At 55.5% G+C, this 13,732-nt stretch carries 15 protein-coding genes; 2 read left to right on the top strand and 13 right to left on the bottom strand.

From position 1 onward, the window contains the following. Positions 1–9: 9 nt before the first annotated feature. The 13 genes from BHK98_RS01150 to murI form a co-directional block, all read right to left on the bottom strand. A complete protein-coding gene (locus BHK98_RS01150; RefSeq protein ID WP_075711841.1) occupies positions 10–777 on the bottom strand; it encodes a Nif3-like dinuclear metal center hexameric protein in 768 nt (255 codons plus the stop codon). Between the two features lies 1 nt (position 778). Next, positions 779–1,486: a tRNA (adenine(22)-N(1))-methyltransferase gene (locus tag BHK98_RS01145; RefSeq protein WP_075711840.1), complete on the bottom strand. Its 708-nt coding sequence runs from the start codon at positions 1,484–1,486 to the stop codon at positions 779–781. A gap of 21 nt (positions 1,487–1,507) precedes the next feature. Then, entirely contained in the window at positions 1,508–2,782 is a 1,275-nt protein-coding gene (gene rpoD, locus BHK98_RS01140) for an RNA polymerase sigma factor RpoD (protein WP_083627993.1), read from the bottom strand. A gap of 48 nt (positions 2,783–2,830) precedes the next feature. Next, entirely contained in the window at positions 2,831–4,597 is a 1,767-nt protein-coding gene (dnaG, locus tag BHK98_RS01135; protein ID WP_075711839.1) for a DNA primase, read from the bottom strand. Between the two features lie 142 nt (positions 4,598–4,739). Continuing rightward, positions 4,740–5,762, bottom strand: coding sequence for a deoxyguanosinetriphosphate triphosphohydrolase (locus BHK98_RS01130; protein WP_075711838.1), 1,023 nt, complete (start codon positions 5,760–5,762; stop codon positions 4,740–4,742). A 2-nt stretch (positions 5,763–5,764) separates the two neighbouring features. Beyond that, a complete protein-coding gene (gene dut / locus BHK98_RS01125) occupies positions 5,765–6,193 on the bottom strand; it encodes a dUTP diphosphatase (RefSeq protein WP_075711837.1) in 429 nt (142 codons plus the stop codon). Then, on the bottom strand, positions 6,193–6,729 hold the full coding sequence (locus tag BHK98_RS13920; protein WP_281247615.1) for a M16 family metallopeptidase: 537 nt from the start codon (positions 6,727–6,729) through the stop codon (positions 6,193–6,195). The genes dut and BHK98_RS13920 overlap by 1 nt, the downstream gene beginning before the upstream one ends. A gap of 29 nt (positions 6,730–6,758) precedes the next feature. Then, entirely contained in the window at positions 6,759–7,445 is a 687-nt protein-coding gene (locus tag BHK98_RS13915; RefSeq protein ID WP_158024439.1) for a M16 family metallopeptidase, read from the bottom strand. Further along, on the bottom strand, positions 7,420–7,629 hold the full coding sequence (locus BHK98_RS01115) for a hypothetical protein (RefSeq protein ID WP_075711836.1): 210 nt from the start codon (positions 7,627–7,629) through the stop codon (positions 7,420–7,422). Before BHK98_RS01115 ends, BHK98_RS13915 begins: the two co-directional genes overlap by 26 nt. After that, entirely contained in the window at positions 7,626–8,588 is a 963-nt protein-coding gene (locus tag BHK98_RS01110) for an MBL fold metallo-hydrolase (protein ID WP_075711835.1), read from the bottom strand. The genes BHK98_RS01115 and BHK98_RS01110 overlap by 4 nt, the downstream gene beginning before the upstream one ends. Then, positions 8,572–9,669 (bottom strand): YkvI family membrane protein, encoded by a 1,098-nt coding sequence (locus BHK98_RS01105; protein WP_075711834.1) that lies wholly within the window; start codon positions 9,667–9,669, stop codon positions 8,572–8,574. The genes BHK98_RS01110 and BHK98_RS01105 overlap by 17 nt, the downstream gene beginning before the upstream one ends. Before the next feature lie 14 nt (positions 9,670–9,683). After that, positions 9,684–10,235 (bottom strand): hypothetical protein, encoded by a 552-nt coding sequence (locus tag BHK98_RS01100; protein WP_075711833.1) that lies wholly within the window; start codon positions 10,233–10,235, stop codon positions 9,684–9,686. A gap of 12 nt (positions 10,236–10,247) precedes the next feature. Further along, positions 10,248–11,063: a glutamate racemase gene (murI, locus tag BHK98_RS01095; protein WP_075711832.1), complete on the bottom strand. Its 816-nt coding sequence runs from the start codon at positions 11,061–11,063 to the stop codon at positions 10,248–10,250. A gap of 58 nt (positions 11,064–11,121) precedes the next feature. On the opposite strand from murI, the gene pepF reads away from it, so the two are divergent. Further along, positions 11,122–12,930: an oligoendopeptidase F gene (pepF, locus tag BHK98_RS01090; protein WP_075711831.1), complete on the top strand. Its 1,809-nt coding sequence runs from the start codon at positions 11,122–11,124 to the stop codon at positions 12,928–12,930. Next, positions 12,927–13,727: an NAD(+)/NADH kinase gene (locus BHK98_RS01085; protein WP_075711830.1), complete on the top strand. Its 801-nt coding sequence runs from the start codon at positions 12,927–12,929 to the stop codon at positions 13,725–13,727. The genes pepF and BHK98_RS01085 overlap by 4 nt, the downstream gene beginning before the upstream one ends. The last annotated feature ends 5 nt before the right edge of the window (positions 13,728–13,732 follow it).

Raw genomic sequence — 13,732 nt, 5'->3', positions numbered from 1 at the left:
CTTATTTTATCATACAAACGGATTGATATCAATCTTCGTTTTCAGGATCTCGCAATTTGTTTTGCGGCTCAGAATCTCCGCCATGTTATCGACAAAGATCTTTTCCGTCCCGTAATGACCTGCGTCCAGGACACAGAGATCCATCGCTCTGGCGTTCTGCGCGTCATGATACTTCAGGTCTCCGGTGATGTACAGGTCGCAGCCCTCATCGACAGCCTCCCGCATGAATTCCGCACCGGAGCCGGTGCACCATCCCACGGTGCAGATCTTCCGTTCCAGATCCCCTGTCGCGCTGAAGAACCGGACGCTGACGCCCAGCGCCTCCGCCGCCTGATAGATGAACTCCTGGAAGCTGATCTCCATCGGCGTCACGCCCTTGCGGCAGAAGCGGTTCCCGCTCTCAAAGGGCTCCACATCATTGAGTCCCAGAACCTCACCGAAATGATCGTTGTTCCCTCCCTCCATCGTATCGAAGGACGTGTGACAGGAATATACGGAAATCCCCGTGCGGATCAGTCGGTTGATATACTTTCCGGTGATATTCCGGTTGTCAACATTATGCAGACCGCCGAAAATCAGAGGGTGATGCGTTATGATCATATCCGCGTCTCTCTCGATCGCCTCGTCGATCACCGCGTCGGTGATTTCCAGCGCGACCAGAACCCGCTCAACATCCTGAAATTCCGTGTTGATCTGTATCCCGCAGTTGTCCCAGTCTTCCTCCAGTTCAACCGGGCAGATTCCTTCCATGATCCGATAAAATTTTTCCTTTATCATTTCAATTCATCTCCCTTAACAAATCCCCGATCCGGCGCAGCCGCCGAACCGCCTTTTGTTCCTGTACCCGATCCTCTCCGTCTCCTGCGGAAATCGCGTCCAGGATCCTCTGCTGCCGCTCCCGCTCTGTCTCGAGATATTCCCGGCTGTACGGGTTCCGGTCCCGCAGCATTGAATCGGGATAATCCCACAGCTCCGGGGCGTCTTCATAACGGCCGTGCCGGCCGCCGGTCTCTCCCGGCCGCACAGTCATAATCACAGGCAGGAACCGGCCTTCCCTCACGATATGCTCCCGGATTATCTCGTATCCGTTTTCCGCCAGCCAGAAGCGGAGCCGCCCGGGATTATTCCTGGGCTGCAGGATGTACGTGCCGAATGACCTGCTCAGCGCAGGATCCGCACTCAGAATCTCTGTAATCAGGATACCGCCCATCCCTGCGATGACTATATTGTCCACCTCACCCGGCAGCAGCACGGACAGACCGTCGCCGATCCGCAGATCGAACTCCTCCTCCGGGCCGTAGAGTCGGCAGTCCCGAATCGCCTTGTCCAGAGAACCGCGGCTGATATCCGTCAGAATCACCCCGGGGCATTTACCGCTCTGCTTCAGACTGATAGGCAAAAAACCATGGTCTGTACCGATGTCGGCCATGGTTTCTCCCGTTCTGATTTCATCGGCGATCGTCTGTAATCTCTCACTGAGTTTCATTTCTGCTCCATGCGCCTGCCGCTATTCCAGATAATCCTTCAGTTTCTTGCTCCTGCTGGGATGGCGGAGTTTCCGGAGGGCCTTCGCCTCGATCTGCCGGATCCTTTCTCTGGTGACGTCGAATTCCTTGCCGACCTCCTCCAGCGTCCGGGAACGGCCGTCCTCCAGACCGAACCGGAGCTTCAGAACCTTCTGCTCCCGCTCTGTCAGCGTGTCCAGCACCTCCACCAGCTGCTCCTTCAGCATGGAGAAGGCTGCCGCTTCTGCCGGAGCGGGCACGTCGTCGTCAGGAATGAAGTCGCCCAGATGGCTGTCTTCCTCCTCGCCTATCGGCGTTTCCAGTGAAACCGGCTCCTGGGCGATCTTCTGAATCTCCCGGACCTTTTCGACTGAAATCCCCATTTCCTTTGAAATCTCTTCCGGCGTCGGCTCTCTCCCGTAAGTCTGAAGCAGCTGACGGGAAACCCGGATCAGCTTGTTGATCGTCTCCACCATATGCACCGGAATCCGGATCGTTCTCGCCTGGTCCGCGATAGAACGGGTAATCGCCTGACGGATCCACCAGGTCGCATAGGTCGAGAATTTATAACCCTTGCGGTAATCGAATTTATCGACGGCCTTAATCAGTCCGAGATTCCCCTCCTGAATCAGATCCAGAAACAGCATTCCCCGGCCGACGTAGCGCTTCGCTATACTGACGACAAGTCTGAGATTCGCCTCGCAGAGCCGCTGCTTGGCTCTCTCGTCGCCCATCTCCATCCGCTTCGCCAGATCGATCTCCTCCTCTGCCGTCAGAAGAGGAACTTTTCCGATCTCCTTCAGATACATACGAACCGGATCATCGACGGCAATTCCCTTGGGAACCGTCGCGTCCACATCGATCTCACCGGATTTGGTCAGCACCACGCCGTCGTCATCAGGCTCGTCATCGTCGTCGCCGTCCAGAATCATCGCGAAATCCTCCGGCGCGGATTCTGTTGTAATCTCCACGTCCTTGGACAGCAGTTCCTCGTAGATCTCGTCGATCGCATTCTTATCCAGGTCATACCGGTCCAGATAATCGGCCATGTCCGAATACGTCAGAACCTGCTTCTTCTCTCCGGCACGGGCCAGAAGTCTCTTGACCAGCTCGGCCTTCAGCTCGTCGGGCTTGAGCCCCGCCAGCTCATCAGCCGCCGGAGCGTTCCCGGCTCCCTGACCGTTCTCCGCCGGTTTTGCCTTTCTGTGGTCGTCCCCCTTCTTCGCCGCCGGCTTCTTTTTTGTCACAGTTGTTTTTTTCTTTGTTTCGTTTGCCATCCGTTTCTCCTCTGTTTCTATGTGAAAGCTTCTTGCCTGATTATCTGTTTATCTGAGATTTTTCCGCTCTCTCTGTATTCGCATCAGTTCATCGGTCATCTGCCGGATCTGTTCCTGACTGCCGCCCTCATCCGCCATGGACAGCATCGTCAGAAGCTCCTGTTCCCGCTTCGCCAGTTTCTCGCTTCTGGCTGTTCTCAGGCATTCCTCGTACACCTTTTCATGCTCCGGATCCAGCAGAATCTCCTCCATCAGCTGCTGCAGCGTCCGGCCCTCCGTTTCCGGCAGTCCCTCAATCAGCTGCGCGGCGTCCAGGACGGAATCCGGTCTGCGTTTCTTCTCCTGCAGAGCCTGTTCAAGAATATTCCGCGCGGGGAGCGAAAGCTCCACCTCTGTTTCCTCCGCAAGCCGCGGAAGATAATCGTCATCGGTCAGGACCAGCTTCAGAAGCGTCTTCTCCAGCGGGGAAATCTCCTCCCGCTCTTCCGGCGCGTCTTCCTCCCGGCGTGTCTTTCTCCCGGCCTCCGCCGTCTGCGACGCTCTCCTGTCCTCGCGGAGCGCAAGCTCCCGGTCAATGGCAGACTCCGCAACGCCCAGGTCGCCGGCCATCTTTTTTTTGTAAATCTCCTGCTCCAGAGGGCTCATGGCGGCGATGATTTCCACTGCCTTTTTCATATAATCGAGGCGGTCCTCGTCGATGCTCAGGTCGTACCCCAGCTTCGCGGATTCCAGCTTGTATTCCCCGTAGGACAAAGCATTTCCCACCAGCTCCAGAAAGGCGTCCCGGCCGTTTTTCTTTACATACTCATCCGGATCCTTTCCGTCTGTAACGTGAAGCACCTTCACCTTGCTGCCCTCCTTCCGGAGGATCTCGATTCCGCGCAGCGCCGCGGCCCGTCCGGCCCGGTCGGCGTCATAGCTCAGCACGACTTCCTTTGTATATCGATGAATCAGTCTGGCCTGATTCTCCGTAAGCGCCGTTCCCAGCGACGCCGCGACATTGTGTACCCCGCTCTGGTAGAGGGCGATGACATCCATATATCCTTCCACAAGGATCAGAAAGCCTTCGTCCCCCGCCGCCTTCCGGGATATGTTCAGACCGTACAGATTATTCTTCTTCTGGAAAATCCTGCTCTCCGGTGAATTCAGATACTTCGGGCTGTCCTCCGGACTGACGGCTCTTCCGCCGAATCCGATCACCTTCCCGCTCGTGTTGATAATCGGGAACATGACGCGGTTGCGGAATCTGTCATAACATTTACCCTTGCCGGTGGAAACCAAACCGAGTTCCTGAAGTTTTTTCACCTCGACGCCCTGAGACACCATGAACCGGTACAGACTGTCCCATTCTCCGTCCGCGTAGCCGATTCCGAACTTCTTTAGAGTCGCCGGGGCGATTCCCCGTCCTTCCATGTAGCTGTACCCCCGGTTCGCCTTCTTTGTGAACGCGTCATAGAAGAACCGCGCCGCCATGCGGTTGATTTCATAATATTCCCCGCGGTGATCATCGTAGCTCCGCGTCTCCATCGTCACGCCGTAATCCCGGGCCAGCTTCTCCACGGCTTCCACAAAATCCATGTTATAGTACCGCTTGACGAACTCGATCACGTCGCCCTTTGCGCCGCAGCCGAAGCAGGTGAAATACTGCCTCGATTCCGACACCATAAAGGAAGGCGTCTTCTCGCCGTGGAACGGACAGAGCCCTTTATAATTGGAACCCGCCCGTTTCAGCGGAACGACCTGCCCGATCACATCGACGATATCGACCCGGCTCTTCAGATTTTCAATTGACCCCGCAGAAAATGAAACACTCATACTGTATTATTCCGTAAAAAGGTCCGGTTTCCTCTAAAATGACTTTTTTTCTCCGGTATTTCTGCCGCGTCCGTTTCATTTTTCAGATAACAAAAGAGCCGGCGGGAATTCCGGCCCTTTCTCCCGCGCTACCGCGCGGTGTTCATTTCCGATATCCGTAGGTCATGTCCGGTACGAAAATATCCGTGTACAGACTCACCGCATACCGGTCAGTCATCCCCGCAACATAATCCTTCACGGCGATTTCCGTTCCCTCTTCCTTCCCCAGTTCCCGGAGATCATCGGGCATCTTCTCAGGATGCGACAGGAAATAGTTATACAGAGAGGTCAGGACGACCTCCACCTTGGCGAGGTCTTCTTCCTTCTTCACCGATCTGCTCTTATAAACGTTTTTGAACATGAAATCCCGCAGGACCTTCAGCTGTTCTGCATGCTCCCTGTCCATGGCGATCTCGTTTTTTCCGTCGCTGTTCACGACCACATTTTCAATCATGTTGGCGATACGATCGCCGTGCCGTTCCCCGAACAGCTCAATGGGGCCGGACGGAAGATCCTTCTGCCGGATCACCCCGCTGCGAATGGCGTCATCGATGTCGTGGTTGATATAGGCGATTCTGTCGCTGATCCCGACGATCTGTCCCTCCAGCGTCTTCGCCTTCAGATCCCCGGTATGGTTCAGGATCCCGTTGCGGACTTCAAAGGTGAGATTCATTCCCCGCTTTCCGTTATGGTATTCCAGCACATCCACTACCCGCAGACTCTGCTCATTGTGGCGGAATCCGCCGGGGCAGACGGCGTTCAGCACGCTCTCCCCGTTATGGCCGAAGGGAGTATGACCCAGGTCGTGCCCCAGCGCGATGGCCTCTGTAAGATCCTCGTTCAGATTCAGCGTCCGGGCAATCGTCCGGGCCACCTGTGTCACCTCCAGCGTGTGCGTCAGCCGCGTCCGGTAATGATCCCCCTCCGGAGAGAGAAATACCTGCGTCTTGTGCATCAGTCTCCGGAACGCCTTGGAATGAATGATGCGGTCCCGGTCACGCTGAAAACACGTGCGGAACGGACACGGCTCCTCTTCTTCAGCGCGGCCCCTGCTCACCGCCGCCTTGCTGGCGAACAGCGAAAGCTCCCTTAATTCCTTTTCCTCAAGTTCTTCACGTCTCCGCATACTTATACCCCCGTATGACCGAAGCCTCCTCCGCCCCGACGGGTGTCCGAAAGTACTTCGACCTCTTCAAACTCCACCTGTTCCACCCTGCTGATCACCACCTGGGCAATCCGGTCTCCGTCGTGGATCACGAAGTCCCTATCCCCCCAGTTAATCAGGGGGACGCAGATCTCACCGCGATAATCACTGTCCACGGTACCGACTCCGTTGACCAGACCGATACCGTGGCGAATCGCCAGTCCCGACCGGGCGCGCACCTGCGCCTCAAAGCCCTCCGGAATTTCGAAATAAAGTCCCGTCGGCACCAGCGCCCGTCCTCCCGCGGGGAGAACAAAATCATGTTCGAGCAGCGCCCGGATATCAAAACCCGCCGCGCCGCCTGTTTCATAGGCAGGGATCCTGCCGCTTCTGCTGATTATTTTTATCTTCATCACGCACGTCCCATCATCGACCGCAGATTGACCCTCGTTCCCGACACGACGACCGCTGAGTACCGGTCGAGGTCGCAGATCATCTGCTTGAGACGCTCAATATCTCCGACCGTGACTTTGTCATATCCCTCGATTACCTCTTCAGGAACAAAGGCCCGTCCGATGAGCATGAAGTTCTTCCCGTTGGCCATCATCCGCGAGGAGGTGCTCTCCTGGCTGAAGACATATCCCGATTTCATCTGTTCTCTGGAGGATTCCAGCTCCTCTGCGGACACCGGCGCGTCCTTCAGCGCCTGCAGCTCCTCCCGGATTCCCGCGATGGCGTCGCGGATCTTCTCGTGGCTGACGCCGGCGTAAATCTCCATGTATCCGTCAGTGCTGTACGTCCCCAGCATGGAGCAGACGGAATATGCAAGCCCCTTCTGCTCCCGGATGTTCTGGAACAGTCGGGAGCTCATGCTGCCGCCGAAGAGGTTGTTCATGATCCGCTCCGCGTACAGGTCATCGTCTCCCAGAGGAATTGTCCGTACCCCCATACAGAGGTGAGACTGCTGGATATCCTTTTTCAGTGAGCGGAGCGATGGTCTGTATTCCCCCGCTTCATCCGGTTCTCCGGCAGCTCCCGTCCCAGCGTCTGAAAGCTGTTCTCGAAGTATTCGCAGAAATCATCCTCGTCAAACCTTCCGGCGACGGAAACCACGATATTTTCCCGCACATAATGAGTTCTGACGTAATCCGTGATTACATTGCGGGTAATACGCTTCAGCGACGTCGGAGTTCCCAGAATGGAATTTCCCAGACTGTCGCCCCTGAAAATCTCGTCCATCAGTGTGTCGTGCGCCAGGTCATCCGGCGTGTCTCTGGTCATTTTAATCTCCTCGCAGATAACCCTGCGCTCCCGGTCCATCTCGGCTTTGTCAAAAAGAGAATGCTCCAGCATGTCCACCAGAACATCAGCCGCCTTACGATAGTTTTCCGCGACGGATTTCACATAGTAGCAGGTTGCCTCTTTGCCGGTAAAGGCGTTCATCTGTCCACCGATGCGGTCAATGTCGCCGGCAATCTGCCGCGCGGTTCTCTTTTCTGTGCCCTTGAACATCATGTGTTCCACAAAGTGAGATACGCCCGCGTTTTTCTCTGTTTCATTCACCGCGCCGGTGTGAACCCATATGCCGATGGAAACAGACTGCACCGATGGCATATGCTCCATGACCACCCGGACTCCGTTATTCAATGTTCTCGTCTTTATCATTCTCATTCCCCCTGTCGGATCGATTGTTCAGCAGCAGAAGAATCAGCAGGATGACCGCGATCACGATCAGACTGACAATCTCCGCTTTTTTTCCAAAATATGTTCCCAGAAGCCCTGTAAATATCAGGATCAGCAGAAAGGCCGCCAGGATGATGGCGATGAATGCAAATGCGATTTTCTTCATTCCGTCGGTATGCCGTCCTTTCCGTAAGTTTTCAGAATCAGACGGATGGAGATGCCGGTGTTCAGCCGGAACGCCTCCTTCGTCTGATAATATTCCCTGCCCTTGAACCAGTAGATCTGCTCGACCTGTTCAAGGATCTGTTCTTCATTCATACCCTGCTGCGCCAGTCCGCAAACCAGGTTTATTTCGCCCCTCAGTTCCCGGAGATAGACATCGAAGTATTTCTGTGTATAGAATTCGGGAACAATGCCGTAATGCGGCACGATAATCCGTTTCGGTTGATATTCCTTACATTTCCGCGCCGACTCGATGGAATCCGGAAAGCTTTTCAGCACCGTGGTGCGGACCTCGTCCTGTCCCCTCATAATTCCGGTGCTCTCAGAGAGGAACATGATGTTGTCCGGCTGCAGCACGTAGGTCAGCGAACAGTCGGTATGCCCTCCGGTCTCCAGCACATCCAGCCTCCGGCCGCCGATATCGATGCGGGAGCCGTCGCCGACCGTCCAGTCCACCCGCAGACCGTCGGTGATCACAGGCTCCGCGGAATCGGAGAAGCTATCCCTGGCCACCTCGCCCAGGCGCTTCATGGTTTTGCGCGCGCCCTCACTGGCGAACACCGACCGCGCCTTGTCCGCCGCCACCACTACCGCCTCCGGCCATTCCTTCAGCAGATACGGCAATGCTCCGATATGGTCGTAATGCGTATGCGATAACAAAAGAATATCCACTCTGTCGCGTCCCAGCTTCGCCAGCACCCGCCGGATATTTTCAATCAGCGTCTGATGCGGATACGCCATGCCCGTATCGTAAAGCGCCACATATTTTTCTCCGGGGATCAGCAGCGACTCGCCTCCCATTCCCGCCGTCGCCCGGAAGATTCCTTCCGGAAAATCAAACCGGTCATATCCCGGAAACGAATAATACAGCTTCAGCTCCTGCGGATCAATCGTATTGTTCATGAACGCCCTTCTTTCCTGTCTTTTTCCCTCCAAGCAATACTTTGAAAAAGTTCACCGTGATCATGAAGATGACCACCAGTCCGAAATACCCTTCGATGGGGTACATGTATGCGACAAGGTTCCGGAAGCCCACCAGCCCCAGCAGATATCCGATCAGGATTGAAACCAGAATAATTCTGCTCCGGTGCGGCCCCTCCGGCAGCTTGGTCGTGAAGCCGTAGAACACACTGGTCGCCGCGGAATAGATGGAAACGTACAGAACGCTTCCGTACAGAATATTGATAACCGGCGAAAGCCGTACAGAATATCCCAGCATCGGCAGATCCAGACTGGCGGAAAAAGCCATATCCTTCTGCAGCGCAAGCACCAGCACCAGAATCATCATCCCGAGCAGAAGCCCGCCGAACAGCGAGCCCCACAGAGCATGCCCCCGGCTTTTGGCGTTCAGCGACGCCGTCGCCCCCATCGGAATCATCCCCATCATGTTGTACGCGACATAGAGGGGCGCGGCAATCAGCCAGTCAGGCGCCATTCTGCTGGGTTTAAAGCCTCCGGTCGCTCCGCTCTGCTTCATATCCGAAAAAATCACAAGGGCGCAGCATACGATGACCACCACAAACAGCACCGGCACGATATACCGGAACAGCCGGGAGATCCGATCGAAGTCTCCCAGGATCGTAGCCGCCACCAGAATCGCGATGATCCCTCCGCCGATCGCCCGGTGAACGCCGAACTGCTGATACAGAAAGGATCCTCCCGCCGCCGTCATGGAGATAATCGTCGTAAACAGAAAAACCGCCATAAAATAACCGAACCCCTCGGAAAGGTACCGGTTATCAATAAAGCAGACGATCCTGCCCATATCTCTCGTATTGAGGCGGACCGCCAGGTATCCGATCATATAGGCAATAGCAGCAAAGCCCGCCGCCGCGATTATCACGCCGTAAAAGGCTTTGTCCCCGAAAATCCCGAAGAACTGCCAGGTCTCCCGCCCGGACGCAAAGCCCGCGCCCATAATGACCCCCACATACATCGCCGCCACGCTGACAAAGTTCAGTTTCTTCTCTGTAGTTCCCGACACGCCTGCGCGACCTCCTACTGCTCCAGCTCCGCGAGATCCGCGAAGCTCATGACAAAATCTCCAAGCTCATAATTCAGCGCGTCCGAAAAATCAAACGTGTACTCCGCTCCGCCGAGCTTCTCCTCCTTGCTGAGAGCCAGCGCGTCCCGCACAGGGAGAACGTCCTTTTCCCCCGTGGCGTTGCTGATACATTCCACATTGTCGGTATCGCTGTACCACTGACGGAAGCGGCCGATCTCATCGGCAAGCTGCAGCAGGGTCTCGTCGGTTTCATCGTCCTCGTCATTGTTGATCAGGGACTGGAGCATGCCGAGCATGACTCGTTCAATATTGGTCATCAGCGTGAAAAACTCCACCTCTCCGTCCGGGATCCAGTCTTCAATATGGTCGAAATAATCCTCCACAAGCTCGCCGAACTGCTCCAGATCCAGCTCGGACAGCAGCCCGTAGATCAGATCGTCACTGACCTCCTCCGAGGACTCGAAGAGCTCTGCCACATTCTCAAAATACTGAAAATCTCCGCCGGTATCGATGTCCAGCAAATCGTAAAATTCTTCTCTGTTCATCTCTGCCTCCAATCAAAGGTCCAGGTTCTTGAAACGGATATTCAGATCCTCCTGATCTCTGCCCAGAATCAGCTGGATCATATTCACGAAGTTCTCGGAAAGGTCGCTTGCGTAGAACACATTTTCTCCCTGCCGCTGACCGGCAAGCATGTCCCGTTTCTCCAGTTCGATGGAGACCGCGGTCGCCGCCTCCTGTGAGGAGCTGACGATACGCACCCCCGGGTAAATCCGCTGCAGACGGCCCGCGATCAGCGGATAATGCGTGCAGCCCAGCACCAGCGTGTCGATCTGATGCTCCTCCATAAAATCGTCCAGATAATAACGGATCGTCAGATCCATAATCTCATTTTCAATAATCCCCTCTTCAATCAGAGGGACAAAGGCAGGACAGGCCTTTGAGTACAGATGACGCATCTGCGGATTCTTCTCCCGGATCTTCTCCACATAAGCGCCGCTGCGCACGGTCGCCCGGGTCGCCAGAATCCCGATATGATCCGAAGGACTGCAGTCCCGCGCAACCACATGGGCAGTGGGCGCGATAACACCGATCACCGGAATCTCCGGATAAGCTCTCTGAAGATCCCCTATACAGGTGGAGCTGATGGTGTTACAGGCGATGACCATCATCTTCACGTCCTTCCGGGCAAGAAAATCCCCGATCTGCATCGTAAACTGGCGAATGGTTTCATTCGACTTGGATCCATACGGAGTCCGCGCCGTATCACCAAAAAAAATAATACGTTCTTCCGGAAGCCTCCTCATGATATACGGTATGCTTGTCAGCCCTCCGATTCCCGAGTCAAAGAAGCCGATCGGTCTGTTATCCATCTGTAATTCCTTTCCGATTTATGATATACTATTGTTTATTATACAACAGGAGGACAAAATGGGAAACAAAAAATTACGAACCCGTGAGGAAATCGCTCCGGAACATAAATGGAACCTGGAGGCCATGTACGCCTCTGAAGAGGAGTGGAACAAGGATATCGACGCCGCGCTTTCCGGCGCCGGCGGCTACGACCGGTTCCGGGGACATCTGGGAGATTCCCCGGCGACCCTGGCGGACGCGCTGGAGGAAAGCGACCGAATCGGACAGACACTGGAAAAAGCCTTTGTCTACGCGAGGATGAAGCTGGACGAGGACAACCGCGATTCCCGGCAGCAGGCCATGCTGGACAAGGCCATGCAGACTATCTCCCGCGTCTCAGCCGCCCTGAGCTTTGTGACCCCGGAAATCATCTCCATTCCGGAAGACCGTATCCTTCAGTTTATGAAGAAGGAGCCCCGCCTCAAAGTATATGACCATCTGCTCCGCAGTACCCTGCGCCAGAAGGAGCATGTCCTCTCAACAGAGGAGGAAAATCTGATGGCACAGCTCGGAGAGGTTCTGGGATCCTCGAACAGCCTCTTCACCATGCTGAACGACGCCGACCTGAAATTCGGCTCAATTCACGACGAAAACGGCGAAGAAACTGAACTGACCCACGGAAACTATATCAACTTCATGCGCTCCTACAGCCGGGACGTCCGGAAAGAAGCATACACTGCATGCTACGAGACTTACAGAGCCCTGATCAACACTCTGGCGTCCAATTACAGCACTAATGTGAAGACTGACGCCATCGTCAGCCGGATTCGCCGTTACAGTTCCTCCCGGGCCTCCGCCCTGTCCGACGGAAACATTCCCGAAGCTGTCTATGACAATCTTGTGGAAGCGGTCAACGATGCGCTTCCCGCCCTCCATGACTACATCCGGATCCGCCGGGATCTTCTGGGCGTCGACGAACTGAAAATGTATGACGTCTATGTTCCGCTGATTCAGCTGCCGGAAAAGAATATTCCCTTTGAGGAGGCCGTCCGCATTGCCGGGGAGGGTCTTGCTCCTCTGGGCGAAGATTATCTGCGCCAGTTCCGGAAGGGAATTGACGACCGCTGGATCGACCGCTACGAAAACCAGGGGAAGACCTCCGGCGCATACAGCTTCGGCTCCTACGACTCTGCGCCCTATGTGCTGATGAACTACGACAACCGGCTGGAGGACGTGTTCACGCTGGTTCACGAGATGGGACATTCCATGAATTCCTTCTATACCCGGCAGACCCAGCCGTATGTCTACGGCGATCACTCGATTTTTACCGCCGAGGTCGCTTCCACCGTGAACGAGTCCCTGCTGATGCGTCACCTGCTGAATACTGCGGAGGATCCGCAGATGCGCGCCTATGTGCTGAACATGTATATTGAAGCCTTCCGCACGACTCTGTTCCGCCAGACCATGTTCGCGGAGTTCGAGCACAGTGCGCACCGCTATGTTGAGGAGGGCGGCAGTCTGACGCCGGAATGGCTGAACCGGACGTATGACGAGCTGAACACGCGGTACTTCGGACCGGCGCTGGAGCACGATGACCTCATTCAGTACGAATGGGCCAGAATCCCCCACTTCTACCGCAGCTACTACGTCTACCAGTACGCCACCGGCTATTCCGCCGCAACGGCGATCTCCGCGATGCTTCTGGAGCAGGGCGAGCCGGCCCGCGACGCCTATCTGCGTTTCCTGGCCTGCGGTACAAATGACGATCCGGTAGAGCTTCTGAAAATCGCCGGCGTGGATATGGAGAGCAAGGAGCCTGTCGCGATGGCGATGGACACCTTCCGCGCGCTGGTGGACGACCTGAAAGGACTGACGGAACAGCGATGAACAAAAAGATTTTCGTATTCTCCAATCAGACGCCCTCCTCCCTCGCGGCGGGAAGGGCTCTGTGCGGAAAGCTGGACAACTCCGGGTACACCGTTACCCGGACATATTCGGAAGACGCGGAGCTCATGGTCTGCATCGGCGGCGACGGCACATTTCTGGAAGCGATCCACAAATATCATTTCCCCACGATTCCGATCATCGGCATCAACACCGGGCATCTGGGGTTTTTCCAGGAGATCATGCCGGACCAGCTTGACGACTTCATTTTCAACTATTCTCAGGGAAACTACACGCTGCAGCCCCTCTCTACAGTGCGGCTGCGCATCACCTGCGGCGATCAGACCTATGAGCACATCGGGCTCAACGAGGTCAGCATCAAGGGAATCAACAGCTACAACGTCCACCTGAACCTTTCAATCGGCGGAAGCTTCATTGAACGGTTCAGCGGCGACGGACTGGTGGTGGCAACTCCGGCCGGAAGCACCGCATATAACTATTCCCTGGGCGGCAGCATCGTGGATCCCCGGCTGAATCTTCTGCAGATCACTCCCATCGCACCGATGAACACCACGGCGTACCGGGCGTTCACCTCCAGCATCCTGCTGCCCTCGGACCTGTCCCTGGGACTGATTCCCGATATGAGCAGCGATACCGCCATCGCCATCTGCAGAGACGGCTACACCACCGAATACAGCGATGTGCGTGAGATGACGGTCGATTACTCTGATATCAAGGTGAACCTGATCCGTTTTGAAGGTTACGACTTCTGGACCAAGGTCAAGAGCAAATTTCTATAGGAGGA

Origin of the sequence: Hornefia porci, from assembly GCF_001940235.1 — a bacterium.
Taxonomy (GTDB): domain Bacteria; phylum Bacillota; class Clostridia; order Peptostreptococcales; family Anaerovoracaceae; genus Aminicella; species Aminicella porci.
Note: the sequence above shows the minus strand (reverse complement) of the source record. Positions and strands in the feature narration are given on the sequence as shown.